The organism is Pseudomonas sp. AF03-9 (assembly GCF_020515815.1).
GTDB lineage: Bacteria > Pseudomonadota > Gammaproteobacteria > Pseudomonadales > Pseudomonadaceae > Aquipseudomonas.
In genome coordinates this window covers 198,799-216,275 of record NZ_JAHPJF010000012.1, presented here as the reverse complement: position 1 = coordinate 216,275, position 17,477 = coordinate 198,799, and the positions used below count along the sequence as shown (strand labels likewise).

Genomic DNA, 17,477 nt, shown 5'->3' with positions numbered 1-17,477 from the left:
ACCCCATGCGTATCGATCCCCGCCCGTTGCCCGCCGTCCTGCCGTTTCTCGGTGATCTGCCACCGCTGTTGACGCGCCTCTACGCCGCACGCGGGGTACAGTCCGAAGCCGAGCTGGATAAAAGCCTGGCGCGGTTGATTCCCTATCAGCAGCTCAAGGGCATCGACGCGGCGGTGGATTTGCTGGTGACGGCCCTGGAACAGCGCCAGCGCATCCTGATCGTCGGCGACTTCGACGCCGATGGCGCCACTGCCAGCACCGTGGGCACCCTCGGCCTGCGTTTGCTGGGTGCGGCCCATGTCGATTACCTGGTGCCCAACCGCTTCGAATACGGCTACGGCCTGACCCCGGAAATCGTCGCCGTGGCCTTGCAGCGCGAGCCGCAGTTGCTGATCACTGTGGACAACGGCATTTCCAGTGTCGAAGGCGTGGCGGCGGCGAAAGCGGCGGGGCTGCAAGTGTTGGTCACCGACCACCACTTGCCGGGCGATGAGCTGCCGGCGGCGGATGCCATCGTCAACCCGAACCAGCCAGGTTGCGAGTTCCCCAGCAAGGCCCTGGCCGGCGTGGGGGTGATCTTTTACGTGCTGATGGCCCTGCGTGCGCGTTTGCGCAGCCTGGGCTGGTACGAGAACAAACCCCAACCGAACATCGGCGAGTTGCTCGACCTGGTGGCCCTGGGCAGCGTGGCCGACGTGGTGCCGTTGGACGCCAACAACCGTATCCTGGTGCACCAGGGCCTGGAGCGTATCCGCGCCGGGCGTGCGCGGCCAGGGATCAAGGCGATCCTCGAAGTGGCCAAGCGCGACGCGGCGCGCATCACCTCCACCGACCTGGGCTTTATCCTCGGGCCACGCCTCAACGCAGCCGGACGCCTGGATGACATGAGCCTGGGCATCGAGTGCCTGCTTACCACCGACTTCGCCGCCGCGCGGGAAATGGCGGCGCAACTGGATGGCATGAACCAGGACCGCAAATCCATCGAACAAGGCATGCAGCGCGAGGCCCTGGCCCAGCTCAAGGACTTGCCGGTGGAGTCGATGCCGTACGGTTTGTGCCTGTTCGACCCAGAATGGCACCAGGGCGTGATTGGCATCCTGGCGTCGCGCATGAAGGAGCGCTACTTCCGCCCGACCATCGCTTTCGCCGATGCCGGTGATGGCTTGCTCAAGGGCTCAGGGCGCTCTGTACCAGGCTTTCACATCCGCGACGCGCTGGCGGTGGTCGCGAGCCAGCATCCCAACCTGATCGCTAAATACGGCGGCCACGCCATGGCGGCGGGGCTGACATTGCCCGAGGAAAATTTCCCACTGTTTGCCGAAGCCTTTGATGCTGAAGTGCGTCGGCAACTGCGCGAAGAAGACCTCACCGGGCGCCTGCTGTCCGATGGCACCCTGGCGGTCGAAGAGTTTCACCTGGAACTGGCCCGCGCCTTGCGCCACGCCGGCCCGTGGGGGCAGCACTTTCCCGAGCCGTTGTTTCACGGGGTGTTTCAGTTGGTGGAACAGCGCGTGGTAGGGGAGCGGCACCTGAAGGTGGTGCTCAAGAGCGAATGCGGGTCGGTGAAGCTCGATGGCATTGCGTTTGGGGTGGACCGCGAGGTGTGGCCGAACCCGACGGTGAAGTGGGTGGAGCTGGCCTACAAGCTGGATGTGAATGAGTTTCGGGGCAATGAAACGGTGCAACTGATGATTGCGCACATCGAGCCACGCTAGACCTTAATCACACCACGAAACAAATGTGGGAGCGGGCTTGCTCGCGAATACGGAGTGTCAGTCAAAGTTGCTGTGACTGATCTACCGCTTTCGCGAGCAAGCCCGCTCCCACATTGGGTTTTGCGTATGGCGCAGGATTACTCGGCCTTGGCCTGGTGCTTGACGATGATGTCCACCAAGCGCTTGGCCAGCGCCGGGTAGTTCTCATCAAAGTGATGCCCACCGGGTAGCTTCAAGGCTTCGCCTACAGCGGTTTTGTCGGTGCAGCCACTCTCGTCGACTTCTTCCGCACCGTAGATGCACACCACCTTCTCTGGCGGCAGCTTGGCCATTTCCGGGCCGGTCGCGGCTTCCTTGCCGGCGTTGCCCAGCCAGCCTTCCACTTCGATTTCAAAGCTGCCGGTACGGGCGAATGCCAGCAGGATGATCGCATCTACCCGTTGCTGTTCGTTTTCCGGCATGCGGTTGTAGATCGCTGGCAGCACGTCGGCACCGAACGAGTAACCGGTCAGCACGAAGCGCTTGGTGCCCCATTTCTGCCGGTAGTGCTGCATCAGCTCGGTGAGGTCCTTGGCGCTTTGTTCCGGAGTCTTGTGCTGCCAGTAGTAGCGCAGCGTGTCGATGCCGACCACCGGGTAGCCGATCTTGGCCATTTCACCGGCCACGTCACGGTCCAGGTCACGCCAGCCGCCGTCACCGGAGAGGAACAGGGTCACGGTGTCCTTGGCCTGGCCAGCGGGCACTTCGACCACCGGGATCGCCAGGCCGCCGTTGTCCGAGCCCACCAGTTGCTTACGCAGCTCGTTGTTCAGCACTTGCGGGTAATGAATGTCGTAGTCGCTGATGCTGGTGGTGGCGCGCGGTGTGTCGCGTACGAAACTGGCGCTTTCATCGTCAGGGTTATCGTTCCAGGCCACCAGCCAGTTGCCGTGGGCCGAGGTTTTCGGCAGTGGGTCCTTGCAGCCTTCCTGCACCAGGGCGAAACCGACGGAGATGGCATTGGCCTTGTCGTCGTTCTGTGTCGCCAGCCAGCGCCAGGCGAGGGCTGCGCCAGGGCCGATGCCGCTGACCAGGGTGGCCGGGCCTTTGAGCTGGGCCAGGGCGCCTTGCAGCGCTTGTTCCTGCAACTTGCAGTCATCCTTTGGCAGGATCACTTGGACGATTTGTGCTTTGCCGCCCTGGCTCAGGGCAATCAGTTGGCTGTCGGTCAGGGTTTCTTCGGCCATCACGGCCACCGCTACGCGAGCTTTTGGCGTGCCGTTCGGGGTTACGCGGGTGATCACCGAACCGTCGGCCTGGGGCAATTGCTCCAGGGTCGGCTGCGGGGCAGGGCGGCTCCAGTACCAAAAGCCAGCGCCCGCGACCAGGGCGAGCAGCACTACCAGGGCCAATACATACCGCCAGGAACGTCGAATCATCAGCGTTTCACCAATCCAGTCAAGCCGCCCGCGATCAGGGCGGCGGTATCGGCCAGTGCCACCAGCGGATCAAGTCCTGCGGGCACGGCCATGTAACGGGGTTCCCAGTCGGGCTGGAACTTGTCTTTGAAGCGGCGCAAACCTTGGAAGTTATACAGTTGCTCGCCACGGCGGAACACCATCGAACCCAGGCGCTGGGTCAGCGGTGCGCCGCGACGTGGCTGCAGGCCCGACAACGGCACCATGCCGAGGCTGAAACGGGCGTAGCCATGACTCTTATAGTGTTGAATCAGGCCGACCATCATGAACTCCATGGTCAGCTTGGGTGCGTCCGGGTGGGCACGCATCAGGTCGAGGCTGGCCAGGTCATGGTTGTACGTCTCGAGCAGGTTGGCGAAGGCCACCGGGCGCCCTTCGAAGCGAATGATCGCAATGCGAAAGTGCTTGAGGTAGTCGTCGCTGAAACGGCCCAGGGAAAAACCCTTTTCCCGCACGTTCTTGCCGGTCAGCCAGGCGTCGGAAATGACTTTGAGCTCATCCATCGGCGCGGTGCCCGGTTCATGGATCTCCAGGGACAGGCCGTCCCGGGTACCACGGTTCCAGGTGTAGCGCAGGTCCTTCATCTCTTTGCCCTTGGCTTCCAGGTCAAAGCGTTTCAGGTCGACGCGGGCTTCTTCGCCCAGTTTGATCGCGGTCAGGCCGATGTCCATGTAGTACGGCAGGTTTTCCGCACGCACCTGATAGAACACCGGGCGGGCGTGGTGGATGTCGCATAGGTCACGAAATTGCCAGATCATTTCGGCGCGAGGTTGGGTCGGGCCGATCGGATCGTACAAGGCTACCAGGCTGCGGCCACGACGGGCGTACATGAGGAAAGCTTCATCATTGGGATGAAACAGCAACGCCTTGTCGCCGGTCAGCGCCAGGCCGCCGTCGGGCTGGGACGAGGCCATCAGGATCTTGCTGGCGCGCTCCAGTTCGTCAGGTGTCGGCAGGTGGATCACCGGGCGCGCAGTACGCAGCAGCCAGGTCAGGGACACGATCACCAGCAACACGGCGGCGCCCAGCAGCGAGCGCAGGCCGCGGGGGGCGTTGGCGTCCAGGGTGAACTGCCACCACAGCTGATGGCTGTACGGTACGTCCTGGTAAGCGAACAGCAGCAGCCAGATCGACGCCCCGAGCACACAGACGCTGGCCACCAGGTACAGCGGCGAGAACGGCAGTTCGGTGAGGCGGCTGGCGCGATAGAACGAGCGTCGGAAGATCGCCAGCAGGATCGCGGTCATGGTCATCAAGCTGGCTTCTTCCCAGTCGAAGCCTTTGAGCAGCGAGAGCAGGGCGCCCGCCAGCAACAGCACCATGGTCAGCATCCAGGCGGCCGACAGGCGTCGACGCAGGCCCTGGGCCAACAGCAGGCACAACACGCCGATCAGGCTGGCGCCAAAGTGCGAGGCGTCAATCAGGCGGTGGGGAATCAGGAAACCGATGTTTTCCAGGCGTGAGTCGATTTCTGGCGTGGCGCCGGAAAACAGCAGGACCACGCCGGACAAAAAAACCAGCACGGCCAACACCGGTGCCGCGAGGCCTGAGGCAACCCGCAGGCTTTGCTGGGTCTGGAACAGGCGCTGGGCTTCGTTGACCAGCAGGAATACGCAGGCGATCAGCAGCGGCAGCACCACGTAGATCATGCGGTAAAGCAGCAGAGCGGCGGCCAGCGGCGCGGCGCCGAGCTTATCGGCAAAGGCCGCGAGCAGGATGGCTTCGAAAACCCCGACACCCCCCGGCACATGGCTGAGCACACCGGCGGCGAGGGCCAGCAGGTACACCAGCAGGAACGGACCAAACGGTGGCGCTTCCGGCAGCAGCATATAAAGGACGGTGGCGGCAGCGGCGACGTCGAGTGCGGTGATGACCAGTTGCAGGAAGGTCAGACGCGCGCCGGGCAGGCGCAGGGTGCGGCGGCCGATCTTGACCAGCAGGTTATCGGCAAACGGTTGCTCCGGCAGGCGGCGGCGATAGAGGCCGACGCACAGTGCGATCGACAGCAGCAGCACCGCACCGGCGACGCCGCCGAGCAAACCTTGCGACAAATTCAGTGCCGTGGCCGCGGCGGGCAGGTTGCTCAAGGTGGCCAGGGCGGCGAGAGGGGGCAGGGCACAACCGAGCGCCAGGCTGGCGAACACGGTCATGCGGGCGACTTCCGAAGCGCCAATACCGTGGCGAGCATACAGGCGGTAACGCACCGAGCCGCCGGAGAGCATCGACAGGCCAATCGCGTTGCCAATGGCAAAGGCGGTGAAACCGCCATGGGCCAGGGTCTTGGCCGGTAACTTCACCCCGGCATAGCGTGCGCCGGAGAATTCGTAGCCCAGCAGAATGACGAACCCGGCCACCGCTGCGGCAAACGCACCCAGCAGGGCAGGCTTGGGCACTTCCAGGATCGAGTCGTGGAGAGCGTAGAGATCCAGTTCTAGCAGCAAGTGTCGGCAAGCGATCAGGGCGATAGCAAACAGCAACAGGGTGACGGCCAATCCGATGGGCTGGCGGTATTTGCTCAACAGATCCAGCCAGCGCAAACGGGTGGGAGTGATCGGTTGTTCTGCTGTGACGGTGTCTTGTGGTTCAGACGAGTTGGCGCGCATCAATCACCTCGTGGATTGTGCGCGACAGGATGGAGGTATCCAGCCAAGTTACCAATCCCTATGGACAAAATAATTACAAATATTAACGCGTATCGCCGGGGGCGGCGACTGCGGCCATTGGTCGTAGAGGATTAAGCATAGCGTGCGATGAAATGGACTCTACAAACCGTGTACGGTTTCATGAAAGATGCCATGTCATTGTTTCAGAAGAACTTTTTCACCGGATACAAAAAAAGGCCACTCTTTCGAGTAGCCTTTTTTGATGTTTGGTTGCGGGAGCCGGATTTGAACCGACGACCTTCGGGTTATGAGCCCGACGAGCTACCAGACTGCTCCATCCCGCGTCTGTGGGCGGCATTCTACAGCCAAGCGGCGGGGTGTCAACCGTTAATCAACTAATGGGTCAAATAAGTGTGAATTGACTGTCATCGGTTGGCCGTGCGCGGTAAGTGCGCGATGGGGAAAGACTTTTTTGTCTTACAATTTTCATACATCCCCAAAACAGGCGCGCACAAAAAAGGCCACTCTTTCGAGTAGCCTTTTTTGATGTTTGGTTGCGGGAGCCGGATTTGAACCGACGACCTTCGGGTTATGAGCCCGACGAGCTACCAGACTGCTCCATCCCGCGTCTGTGTGTCGGCATTCTACAGAGGATCGCTGGGGTGTCAACCGCTGAGTTGAAGAAAAGCGCTTGTGGTTCAATCGCTTAGCTCTCCACGAAGGTCTCTGGAAGCGCTCCAGGCCAGTGTGGCCGAGGGTTTCAGCTCTATTGGGATGCCGAATTCGATTGAGAAAATAAATTCATCTGGGATATTTCCTACCGCTTAAGCGGAAGATTCAAACTACTGGTGCTATATACAGGGGTGAGTGCGATACTGGCGATCCGTTGAATCAACCCTCTGTTTATATGACGCAACGCAAAATCATCCACGTCGACTGTGATTGCTTCTACGCCGCCATCGAGATGCGCGATGACCCGAGCCTGGCGCAAAAGCCGCTGGCGGTCGGTGGCTCGGCAGACAGGCGAGGGGTGATCGCCACCTGCAACTACGAAGCCCGGGCCTATGGCGTGCGTTCGGCCATGTCTTCACGCCACGCCCTGAAGCTCTGCCCGGACCTGACCATCGTCAAGCCGCGCATGGACGCCTATAAGGAAGCGTCGAAGGAAATCCAGACGATCTTTCGCGACTACACCGACCTGATCGAACCGCTGTCGCTGGATGAGGCCTACCTGGATGTCTCTGATAGCCCACACTTTGGCGGCAGTGCCACGCGTATCGCCCAGGACATTCGCCGCCGGGTTTCCAACCAGCTGCACATCACCGTATCCGCAGGCGTAGCGCCGAACAAATTCCTGGCCAAGATCGCCAGTGACTGGAAGAAGCCCAACGGCCTGTTTGTGATTACCCCCGACCAGGTCGAAGACTTTGTCTCGCAGCTACGGGTGAGCAAGTTGCACGGCGTGGGCAAGGTCACCGCCGACAAGCTGGCGCGCCTGGGTATCGAGGATTGTCTGCAACTGCGGGAATGGAACAAGCTGGCACTGGTGCGCGAATTTGGCAGTTTTGGCGAGCGGCTCTGGAGCCTGGCCCGTGGGATTGATGACCGGGCAGTGCAGAACGACAGTCGCCGGCAATCGATCAGTGTGGAAAACACCTACGATGTGGACCTGCCGGATCTCTCAAGCTGCCTGGCAAAACTGCCTGAACTGATGGAAACCCTGGCTGGGCGCATGGCGCGTATCGACAGCAGTTATCGTGCGGGCAAGCCGTTCGTCAAGGTGAAGTTTCATGACTTTACCCAGACCACTTTGGAGCAGGCGGGGGCAGGGCGGGATCTGGAGAGTTATCAACAGCTGCTGACGCAGGCGTTTAATCGGGGTGGGAAGCCGGTGCGGTTGCTGGGGATTGGGGTGCGCTTGCTGGATCTGAGCAGCGGCAATGAACAACTCGAATTTTCCTGGTAAAAACCGGATAGAACGGTGGGAGCTGGCTTGCCTGCGATAGCGGTGGATCAGCCAGTTATTTGCAAGCTGGCTCACCGCAATCGCGGACAAGCCCGCTCCCACATTTTGGATATTTAACTGTCTTAACGTTTTAGCGAGCCCCAGGGTCCGCCACCAACCGCCCCGCGTCCTTGGTCAATGCCTGCAAAAACTCCTGCTGCAACTCGGGGTCATTGCGGGTCAGTTCGATCAGGCTTTGTTCCAGCTCGCTGGCTTCTTCCTCCAGGCCCAACTCCGACAGGCGTTTGACTCGGTGCACCCACTGGTTCACCTCGTCATCTTCCAGGTCGTCATAGATCAGGCCGTGGGCTTCGAGCAACTTGCCGCGCAGGTTGCTGCTGATCGCCAGGGTCGAGTCCGAATGCACGTCGTCCTGGCCATCTTCCACGCTGATTTTCAGGGTGGTGACGCGGTTCAGGTCTTGCTCGGCAAATGGGCTGTCCAGCAGGTTCAGGCGCAGGACGCCGTTACGGTCGGTGGTCAACTCATGGGTTTGCTTGCCGGCGGTAACCTGTACCGGACGTTCGCTCCAGGGCAGGCTCGAATACTCCACGCGCTTGTCGCGCTGGACTTCATCGATACCCGCCAGGTTCTGTTGCGCACGGCCGTGGGATTGCACGTTCATGAACGGGTTGAGGCCGTCCACGCCGTAGGTAAGCCAGTCGCGGGTCACGCTGGCCGGCAGGTTGCCAAGGGCGAAGATATTCACCACGTTGGCGCCCGCGCCGGCCACCAGGGCGACGGCACCCAAAGGCATCTCATAGAGTTTGCGCCAGGGCTGGTAGGGGGTGTAGCGGTCATAACGACGGGTGACTTCGAACTCGGTGACCTCAAAGGTCTTCTGCTCGTGAATCCGGACCCGGCGTTGCGGCAGCTCCAGCACTTTGGGTTCGCCTACATCAATCTGCAGGCTGTGGTCGAGCAACTTACGCTCGACCCGCTCCTCGTGCTCACTGCGTTGCGACATCTGGTTGGCGCAGCCGCTGACCAGCAGGGCGCCGCACAAGGCGGCGCCCCCCAGGGCTCTGGTGTTTCGCTTGAACATGACTTCTCTTGATCTGGTTTTCAGCGACGAATACGCGCCTGAAGGAAAGACAGCACGTCAGCCACCGGCAACGGTTGGGCTTCGGCTTCGGTCCGGCTCTTGTATTCCAGATTGCCATCGGCCAGGCCACGGTCACTGACCACGATCCGGTGCGGGATGCCAATCAGTTCCATGTCGGCGAACTTGATGCCCGGGCTGGTTTTCTTGTCCCGGTCATCCAGCAATACTTCAAAACCGGCGGCCGTCAGTTCGGCATACAGTTTGTCGGTGGCTTCACGTACCAGCTCGGTCTCATAACGCAGGGGGACCAGGGCGATCTGGAACGGCGCCAGGGTGTCGCTCCAGATGATGCCGTTTTCGTCGTTGTTCTGCTCGATGGCAGCGGCAACCACACGGGAAACGCCGATGCCATAGCAGCCCATTTCCATGATCACCGGCTTGCCGTTCTCGCCCAGCACTTTGCAGTTCATCGCCTGGCTGTATTTGTTGCCCAGCTGGAAGATGTGCCCGACTTCGATGCCGCGCTTGATTTCCAGGGTGCCCTTGCCATCCGGGCTCGGGTCGCCGGCGACGACATTACGCAGGTCGGCCACGGTCGGAACCGGCAGGTCACGTTCCCAGTTCACGCCGAAGTAGTGCTTGTCGTCGATGTTCGCGCCGATACCGAAGTCGCTCATCAGCTCGACCGAACGGTCGATGATGATCGGCAGCGGCAGGTTCAGCGGGCCCAGGGAGCCGGCACCGGCGCCGATGGCGTCGCGCAGTTCGGCATCGGTGGCCATGACCAGCGGGCTGGCCACGCCAGGTTGCTGGGCAGCCTTGATTTCGTTGAGTTCGTGGTCGCCACGGATCACCAGGGCGATCAGCTTGCCTTCTTCTTCGGCGCGCACGATCAGGGTCTTGATGGTCTTTTCAATCGGCAGATTGAATTTCTCCACCAGGGCCGCGATGGTCTTGGTATCCGGGGTGTCCACCAGGCGCAGTTCTTCGGCCGGTGCCGGGCGGGACGTTTCCCGTGGCACGGCTTCGGCTTTCTCGATGTTCGCCGCGTAGTCGGAACCGTTGCTGAACACGATGTCGTCTTCGCCGGATTCGGCCAGCACGTGGAACTCGTGGGAACCAGCGCCGCCGATGGAACCGTTGTCCGCTTCAACCGGGCGGAATTTCAGGCCCAGGCGCGTGAACACGTTGCAGTAGGCCTGGTGCATGCGGTCGTAGGTGACCTGCAAGGACGCCTGGTCAGCGTGGAACGAATAGGCGTCCTTCATGATGAATTCGCGGCCGCGCATCAAACCGAAGCGTGGGCGGATCTCATCACGGAACTTGGTCTGGATCTGATACAGGTTCAGCGGCAGCTGCTTGTAGCTGCTCAGCTCATTGCGCATCAGGTCGGTGATCACTTCTTCGTGGGTCGGGCCGGCGCAGAAATCGCGGCCGTGACGATCCTTGAAGCGCAGCAACTCAGGGCCGTACTCTTCCCAGCGCCCGGATTCCTGCCACAACTCAGCCGGTTGGGTGCTCGGCATCAACACTTCCAGAGAGCCGGCGGCGTTCATTTCTTCGCGAACGATGGCTTCGACCTTGCGCATCACCTTCAAGCCCATGGGCAGCCAGGTGTACAGGCCGGAGGCCAGTTTGCGGATCATACCGGCACGCAGCATCAGTTGATGGCTGATCACGACCGCGTCGGAAGGCGTTTCTTTCTGTGTGGCGAGCAAATATTGACTGGTACGCATGGTAGGCCGTTGTCGGTTGCTTGGACTTGAAATGACTTGGGATTGTACGGGCGCAAGCTGTCGGAGTACAGGCATCCGAACGCAGAGGGGGATGTGGGGCTTGTGTGGGAGCGGGCTTGCCCGCGAATGCGCAGTGTCAGGCGCTAAATCCGTTACTGACCCACCACATTCACGAGCAAGCCCGCTCCCACAGGCTCAGTCTTCTACCGGCGGGTTCAACCGAATCCGTCGATTCTCCTGGAACCAGTGCAACGCGATCAGAAACAGCGTTGGCACGCCCAGCATGCAGGTAATCAGGAAGAAGTTGTGATAGCCGAACTTCTCCACCATCACCCCCGAGTACCCGCCGATCAGGCGTGGCAGCAGCAGCATGATCGAGCTGAGCAGCGCATATTGTGTGGCGGAGAACTTGAGGTTGGTCAGGCTCGACAGATAGGCCACGAACGCCGAAGTGGCGAGGCCGGAACTGAAGTTATCCAGGGAGATGGTGAAGATCAGCATCTGCAGGTCCGGGCCCATGTCGGCAAGCATCACGAACAGCAGGTTGGTGCCTGCCGAGGCGATCCCGCCGATGAACAGGATCGGCAGGATACCGAACCGCACAATCAGCAAGCCGCCCATACCGGCGCCGAGCAGGGTCATGATCAGGCCGAAGATCTTGCTGACTCCGGCGATCTGGTCCTTGGTGAAGCCCTGGTCGATGTAGAACACGTTGGCCATCACGCCCATCACCGTGTCGGACATGCGATAGGTGGCAATCAGCCCGAGCAGCAGCAGCGCCTGCCAGCGGTAACGCAGGATAAAGTCGTTGACCGGCGTCAGCACCGGCGCCAGGCCGCGACGGCCCATGGCTGACAGGCACAAGGCGGTGAGGGTGATATAGAGGATGGCGCGCAGGAACGCGCGGTCGTCCATCAGCAAGTCCCACACGCTCATGCCGTGGAACAGCACGCTGTCGAAATCGGTGTTGTACAGCTGGGTGAACATTGCCGGCACCGACACCAACAGCACGATCAGTACGAATACCGAGACCAGCTGGTGCACAAAACTGTAGCGTCCGGCTTGCAACTGGGTGCGCAGTGGCACGTTCGGTTCACGCATGAACAGGGTGGTCAGCAGCGCAGGCACCATCAGCACGCCAAACAGCACATAGGTGCCGAGCCACGCCGAGTGTTGATAGTTGAACCCGGTAGAGCCGAAACCTTCGGCAAAGAACAGTGCGCCGGCCGTGGCCAGCAGGGCGGCGATGCGGTAGCCGGACATGTAGCTGGCGGCCAGGGCGGCCTGGCGGGTGTCGTCGGCGATTTCCAGGCGGTAGGCGTCGACGGCAATGTCTTGGGTGGCGGACGCGAAGGCCACCACGACCGCGATGGCGATCAGCCAGGACAAGTGTTTCTGCGGGTCGCAGAAACCCATGCCGATCAATCCGAGGATCACCAGCGACTGGGCCAATACCAGCCAGGAACGACGACGTCCGAGTTTGCCCAACAGCGGCAGGCGCCATTGGTCGAGCAGCGGCGACCAGACCCATTTAAAGGCGTAGGCCAAACCGATCAGGCTCGCATAGCCGATGGTTTCGCGAGCCACTCCGGCCTCACGCAACCACACTGAAAGCGTCGAGAACACCAACATGTAAGGCAGGCCGGCGGCAAAGCCGAGCAACAACAGGACCAACGTCGAGGGGCTGGCATAGGCAGCGAGCGCGGCGCGCCAGGTTTTACGGGGCATGGGCTGGAGTCTGCCTCAGGTTTGCGGAAACAAAGCGCGCACTCTAACCGCTGTGCTCTACCGGGCGCCAGCCATGACGCTGAATATCCACGCGATTGTTCAGGATACTGACACCTTCGCTGCGTAAACGCGCACGTTGTTCGTCGCCCGAGGCGCTGCCCACCGGCAGACTTATCCGACCGCCGGCACCCAACACCCGATGCCAGGGCAGGCGCGTGTCTTCGGGCAACTGGCTGAGGGTGCGTCCGACCCAGCGTGCAGCGCGGCCCAAACCCGCCAGATGGGCCAACTCACCGTAGCTCACCACGCAACCTTCAGGCACTTGGGCCAGCGTCAGGTACAGCGCGGTACGGCGCATTTCGGCAGGGCTTTGCGGCGTATCGGCGGGTTGATTCACTGTGCGCATCCGTTGAAAACATCGGTCTTATTGTAAGAAACGTCTGTAAACGTGCCGATGAGAATTGAACTCAATATAAATCCTTGAGTCAGTCCTAGCTATCTAACACGATAACGCGCCCTTTTCGCCAATCCTGAGCTCCGAATCCGCTTATGTTGTCCAGAACCCTGCTGTGCCTTGCTGTTTTCAGTGCTTCCACGCCCTTGCTGGCTGACACCGTCTGGTTGAAGAACGGTGACCGCCTGAGCGGCAAGATCAAAGTCTTCGACGGTGGCAAGCTGCTGATTCAGACCGACTACGCAGGCGCCATCCCGGTGGACTGGAAGCAGGTGAAGACCCTGGAGAGCGACCAGGAGTTGCTGGTCAAGCAGGATGCCTACACGGGCGAGAAGGCCAAGTCCCTGAGGGCGGCAGAGGACGGCAAGGTGGTGCTGGCCAACGGCGAGGCGCCGAAGACGGTCGATTTGGCCAGCATCCAGCAGATCATCAAGCCCAAGCCGGTCATCGAAGACCTGGTGTGGAAGGGCAATGTCGACCTGGCGCTGGACTACAAGCGCGCCGAGAAAGACACCAATGACTACGACATCGACTTCAAGACCAGCGCGCGGCATGGCCAATGGCGCCACACCGGGCAGGGCGAGTACAACCGCGAGTTCCAGGACGACGTGACCACCACCGACAACTGGGCGCTGGAATATGACCTGGACCGCTTCCTCACCGAACACTGGTTCTGGCAGGGTCGTTTAACCTACAAGCGCGACAAGGTTGAAGACCTGTCCCGCCAGCGTACCGTCGGTACAGGCCCGGGCTACCAGTTCTGGGATGATGAACTGGGCGCGTTCTCCCTCGGCTCGCTGATCAACCGCACCGATTATGAATATGCCGAGGGCGGCAAGGACCATTTCTACTCGGCAGCGATGAAGTGGAACTACAACCGCTACCTGGTGGGCAAGACCGTCGAGTTCTTCACCATGGGCGAATTGGGTAAGCCGATCGACGGGCCGATCGATTATTCCCTGGATGCGGAAATGGGCCTGCGCTACAAAGTCACCGAATGGGCGTCCCTCAACCTCAAGGCCGAGCGCGACATCATCAGCGGCGACTCCGACAGCAGCCTGAGCAAGACCCGCTATACCGCCGGCTTCGGCGTGGCCTGGTAATAAGGCTGCACAAAACCCGCTTGGCAACCTTCGCCGATATTGATTACCTTGTGTTGAGATCCATTCCCATATGCCATGGGCGGCTGAATACCCGAGGAGTCATACGTTGAGCGCACAGGTTGCCAAGAACGCCCGAGAGCTGTTGCTTAAGGAATACCGTGGGGCTCTCGCCACACAATCGAAGGCCATGCCCGGTTTTCCCTTCGGCTCCGTGGTGCCGTACTGCCTGGACGAACAGGGCCGCCCGCTGATCCTGATCAGCCGCATTGCCCAGCACACTCATAACCTGCAAAAAGACCCCAAGTGCTCGCTGCTGGTTGGCGAGCGCGAGGCGGACGACGTGCAAGCAGTGGGGCGCCTGACCTACCTGGCCGAGGCCGAAAAGATCGACGACCCGGCGGCGATCGAAGCGGCGGCAGAGCGTTATTACCGTTACTTTCCCGACTCGGCCAACTACCATAAGGCTCACGACTTCGACTTCTGGGTGCTCAAGCCCGTGCGTCATCGCTACATCGGCGGATTTGGCGCGATTCATTGGGTTGATCAACTCACCCTGGCCAACCCGTTCGCCGGCAAGGCCGAGCGCAGCATGATCGAGCACATGAACAGCGACCACACCAAGGCCATCGCCCACTACGTCGCCTTGGCCGGCTTGCCTACCTCCGAACCTGCGCAACTGGCTGGCATCGACAGCGAAGGCATGCACCTGCGTATCGGCCAGTCGTTGCATTGGCTGCCCTTCGCGGAGTCTTGCAATACGCCGACACAAGTGCGCGAAGCCTTGGTTTCATTGGCTCACGCCGAGGTCTGGCCGAAAAAAACAGTGGCCAGCGCTTGAATTCACGAAACGGCGACGTCATCTAAGGTGGACTAGCAAGGCATTCTTGCGTTGAGGAACCATTTGATGCGCCCTTTTTTATTGCTCTTTCTGCTATTTCCAGTGTTGGAGCTGTTCGTCTTCGTTCAGGTCAGCGGAGCCATCGGGTTTTTCCCGGCGCTGCTGCTGATCATTCTCGGCTCGATGCTTGGCGTGCTGGTGCTGCGCGTCGCCGGCCTGGCCACTGCGCTGCGTGCCCGTGAGAGCTTGAACCGTGGCGAGCTGCCAGCCCAGACCATGCTTGAAGGCCTGATGATGGCCCTGGCCGGCGGCTTGTTGATCCTGCCGGGTTTCATCAGCGACGTCGTTGGCCTGGTGTTGCTGTTGCCGTTCTCGCGCAAGTTGCTTGCCGGCAAGATGCGCCAGCGCGCCGAAGAGGCAGCGCTGCGCCAGCGGGCTTTCGCCGACGACCTGCAACCCCGTGGCGGCCCGGCCCCGCGCCAACCGCTGGGGCGTGAAGGGGATGTGATCGAAGGCGAGTTCGAACATCGCGACAGCAAATAACCGCATCTTTGGCACGGCACCTTCGGGTGCCGTGTTGCTTTCAGCCGTCGGCACACGTAAAAAATTTCCGCCGAGGCCCCTTGTAATCGGCTTATGCGCCCTTATGTAACGGTCACCGCAAGGTTTCTGGTGGCAACACCAGACAGACTTCCGCGTCTTGCTTGGCGAGACGCGACCGGCACCGCCGGAATACAACCCGCCGGTACTGATACCGGCCGATGAAAAACACAATTAGGAGAGATCGACAATGAGCAAGCTTCGTCCTCTGCACGACCGCGTCGTTATCAAGCGCAGCGAAGAAGAAAAGAAAACCGCCGGCGGTATCGTTCTGCCAGGTTCGGCTGCTGAAAAAGCCAACCACGGTGTGATCGTCGCTGCAGGCCCAGGCAAGACTCTGGAAAACGGTGATGTTCGTGCGCTGGCCGTTAAAGTCGGTGACAAGGTTGTATTCGGTCCTTACTCCGGCAGCAACACTGTGAAAGTCGACGGCGAAGACCTGCTGGTTATGGCTGAGAACGAGATTCTCGCCGTTCTGGAAGACTGATTTCCCCGCTCATTTTCCCGTTACTACAAAGTATTTAAGGAATATCGATCATGGCTGCTAAAGAAGTTAAATTCGGCGACTCCGCCCGTAAGAAAATGCTCACCGGTGTCAACATCCTGGCTGACGCAGTAAAAGCGACCCTGGGCCCTAAAGGCCGTAACGTGATCATCGAGAAGAGCTTCGGCGCTCCGACCATCACCAAGGACGGCGTTTCCGTCGCCAAAGAAATCGAACTGGAAGACCGTTTCGAAAACATGGGCGCGCAGCTGGTCAAAGACGTTGCCTCCCGTGCCAACGATGACGCAGGCGACGGCACCACCACCGCCACCGTACTGGCTCAGGCTATCGTCAACGAAGGCTACAAAGCCGTCGCTGCCGGCATGAACCCGATGGACCTCAAGCGCGGCATCGACAAGGCGACCATCGCCATCGTTGCCGAGCTGAAAAACCTGTCCAAGCCTTGCGCTGATACCAAGGCTATTGCTCAGGTAGGCACCATCTCCGCCAACTCCGACAGCTCCATCGGCGACATCATTGCCGAAGCCATGGAAAAAGTCGGTAAAGAAGGCGTGATCACCGTTGAAGAAGGCACTGGCCTGGAAAACGAACTGTCGGTTGTAGAAGGCATGCAGTTCGACCGTGGCTACCTGTCCCCGTACTTCGTCAACAAGCCAGACACCATGGTTGCCGAGCTGGAAAGCCCGCTGATCCTGCTGGTCGACAAAAAGATCTCGAACATCCGCGAAATGCTGCCAGTGCTGGAAGCCGTTGCCAAAGCCGGCCGCCCACTGCTGATCGTTTCCGAAGACGTTGAAGGCGAAGCCCTGGCGACTCTGGTTGTGAACAACATGCGTGGCATCGTCAAGGTTGCAGCCGTCAAGGCTCCAGGCTTCGGCGACCGTCGCAAGGCCATGCTGCAGGACATCGCCGTTCTGACCGGCGGTACCGTTATCTCCGAAGAGATCGGCCTGAGCCTGGAAAGCGCCACCCTGGAAAACCTGGGCAGCGCCAAGCGCGTGACCATCTCCAAGGAAGCCACCATCATCGTTGACGGTGCTGGCGTTGACGCTGACATCCAGTCGCGCATCACCCAGATCCGCGCCCAGGTTGCCGAGACTTCGTCCGACTACGACCGTGAAAAACTGCAAGAGCGTCTGGCCAAGCTGTCCGGCGGCGTTGCAGTGATCAAGGTTGGCGCTGGTTCCGAAGTTGAAATGAAAGAGAAGAAAGCCCGCGTTGAAGACGCCCTGCACGCTACCCGTGCAGCCGTTGAAGAAGGCGTGGTACCTGGCGGTGGCGTTGCGCTGATCCGTGCTCTGGAAGCGATCAGTGGCCTGAAAGGCGACAACGCTGACCAGGACGTAGGTATCGCTGTACTGCGTCGTGCTGTCGAAGCACCGCTGCGTCAGATCTCCGCTAACAGCGGCGACGAGCCAAGCGTTGTGGTCAACGCAGTCAAGAGCGGCAAAGGTAACTTCGGTTACAACGCTGCAACTGGCGAATACGGCGACATGATCGAAATGGGCATCCTGGACCCTACCAAGGTGACTCGTTCGGCGCTGCAAGCTGCTTCCTCCATCGGCGGTCTGATCCTGACCACTGAAGCGGCAGTCGCTGATGCACCGACCAAATCCGCTCCAGCTGGCGGCGGTATGCCAGACATGGGCGGCATGGGTGGCATGGGCGGCATGATGTAAGCCAGCCTT

General features: G+C 60.6%; 13 protein-coding genes and 2 tRNA genes. 7 read left to right on the top strand and 8 right to left on the bottom strand.

Annotated features, from left to right (window positions below; genetic code table 11):
• Positions 1-5: 5 nt before the first annotated feature.
• On the top strand, positions 6-1,715 hold the full coding sequence (gene recJ / locus LIY36_RS16280; RefSeq protein ID WP_226456294.1) for a single-stranded-DNA-specific exonuclease RecJ: 1,710 nt from the start codon (positions 6-8) through the stop codon (positions 1,713-1,715).
• Positions 1,716-1,852: 137 nt separating this feature from the next.
• Here recJ and LIY36_RS16275 read toward each other — a convergent pair whose 3' ends face one another.
• From LIY36_RS16275 to LIY36_RS16260, 4 genes are all read right to left on the bottom strand, one after another.
• Positions 1,853-3,133 carry a virulence factor family protein gene (locus tag LIY36_RS16275; RefSeq protein ID WP_226456293.1) on the bottom strand — a complete coding sequence of 427 codons (1,281 nt, stop codon included), beginning with the start codon at positions 3,131-3,133 and terminating at the stop codon, positions 1,853-1,855.
• A complete protein-coding gene (gene mprF / locus LIY36_RS16270; RefSeq protein ID WP_226456292.1) occupies positions 3,133-5,775 on the bottom strand; it encodes a bifunctional lysylphosphatidylglycerol flippase/synthetase MprF in 2,643 nt (880 codons plus the stop codon). Before mprF ends, LIY36_RS16275 begins: the two co-directional genes overlap by 1 nt.
• A gap of 267 nt (positions 5,776-6,042) precedes the next feature.
• Positions 6,043-6,119: transfer RNA gene (locus LIY36_RS16265), tRNA-Met, on the bottom strand.
• A 207-nt stretch (positions 6,120-6,326) separates the two neighbouring features.
• Positions 6,327-6,403, bottom strand: a tRNA-Met gene (locus tag LIY36_RS16260).
• 279 nt (positions 6,404-6,682) lie between these two features.
• Here LIY36_RS16260 and dinB point away from each other — a divergent pair.
• Complete coding sequence (gene dinB, locus LIY36_RS16255) at positions 6,683-7,741, top strand: DNA polymerase IV (RefSeq protein WP_192299511.1); 1,059 nt, start codon at positions 6,683-6,685, stop codon at positions 7,739-7,741.
• 130 nt (positions 7,742-7,871) lie between these two features.
• Here the strand turns inward: dinB and LIY36_RS16250 are convergent, their stop codons facing one another.
• From LIY36_RS16250 to LIY36_RS16235, 4 genes are all read right to left on the bottom strand, one after another.
• On the bottom strand, positions 7,872-8,825 hold the full coding sequence (locus tag LIY36_RS16250) for a hypothetical protein (protein WP_192299510.1): 954 nt from the start codon (positions 8,823-8,825) through the stop codon (positions 7,872-7,874).
• A 20-nt stretch (positions 8,826-8,845) separates the two neighbouring features.
• Positions 8,846-10,561, bottom strand: coding sequence for a proline--tRNA ligase (locus LIY36_RS16245; protein WP_226456291.1), 1,716 nt, complete (start codon positions 10,559-10,561; stop codon positions 8,846-8,848).
• Between the two features lie 195 nt (positions 10,562-10,756).
• A complete protein-coding gene (locus LIY36_RS16240) occupies positions 10,757-12,289 on the bottom strand; it encodes an AmpG family muropeptide MFS transporter (RefSeq protein WP_192299508.1) in 1,533 nt (510 codons plus the stop codon).
• 43 nt (positions 12,290-12,332) lie between these two features.
• Positions 12,333-12,695, bottom strand: coding sequence for an MGMT family protein (locus tag LIY36_RS16235; RefSeq protein WP_226456290.1), 363 nt, complete (start codon positions 12,693-12,695; stop codon positions 12,333-12,335).
• Between the two features lie 143 nt (positions 12,696-12,838).
• On the opposite strand from LIY36_RS16235, the gene LIY36_RS16230 reads away from it, so the two are divergent.
• The 5 genes from LIY36_RS16230 (at position 12,839) to groL (ending at position 17,468) form a co-directional block, all read left to right on the top strand.
• Positions 12,839-13,846 (top strand): DUF481 domain-containing protein, encoded by a 1,008-nt coding sequence (locus LIY36_RS16230; protein ID WP_192299506.1) that lies wholly within the window; start codon positions 12,839-12,841, stop codon positions 13,844-13,846.
• 106 nt (positions 13,847-13,952) lie between these two features.
• Positions 13,953-14,684 carry a HugZ family pyridoxamine 5'-phosphate oxidase gene (locus tag LIY36_RS16225; RefSeq protein ID WP_226456289.1) on the top strand — a complete coding sequence of 244 codons (732 nt, stop codon included), beginning with the start codon at positions 13,953-13,955 and terminating at the stop codon, positions 14,682-14,684.
• A gap of 66 nt (positions 14,685-14,750) precedes the next feature.
• Positions 14,751-15,227: an FxsA family protein gene (locus LIY36_RS16220; protein WP_226456288.1), complete on the top strand. Its 477-nt coding sequence runs from the start codon at positions 14,751-14,753 to the stop codon at positions 15,225-15,227.
• A gap of 247 nt (positions 15,228-15,474) precedes the next feature.
• The gene (locus LIY36_RS16215; RefSeq protein WP_124525003.1) at positions 15,475-15,771 is read left to right on the top strand and encodes a co-chaperone GroES; all 297 of its coding nucleotides are present in this window, start codon (positions 15,475-15,477) and stop codon (positions 15,769-15,771) included.
• A gap of 50 nt (positions 15,772-15,821) precedes the next feature.
• Positions 15,822-17,468, top strand: coding sequence for a chaperonin GroEL (gene groL, locus LIY36_RS16210; protein ID WP_226456287.1), 1,647 nt, complete (start codon positions 15,822-15,824; stop codon positions 17,466-17,468).
• Positions 17,469-17,477 lie beyond the last annotated feature (9 nt).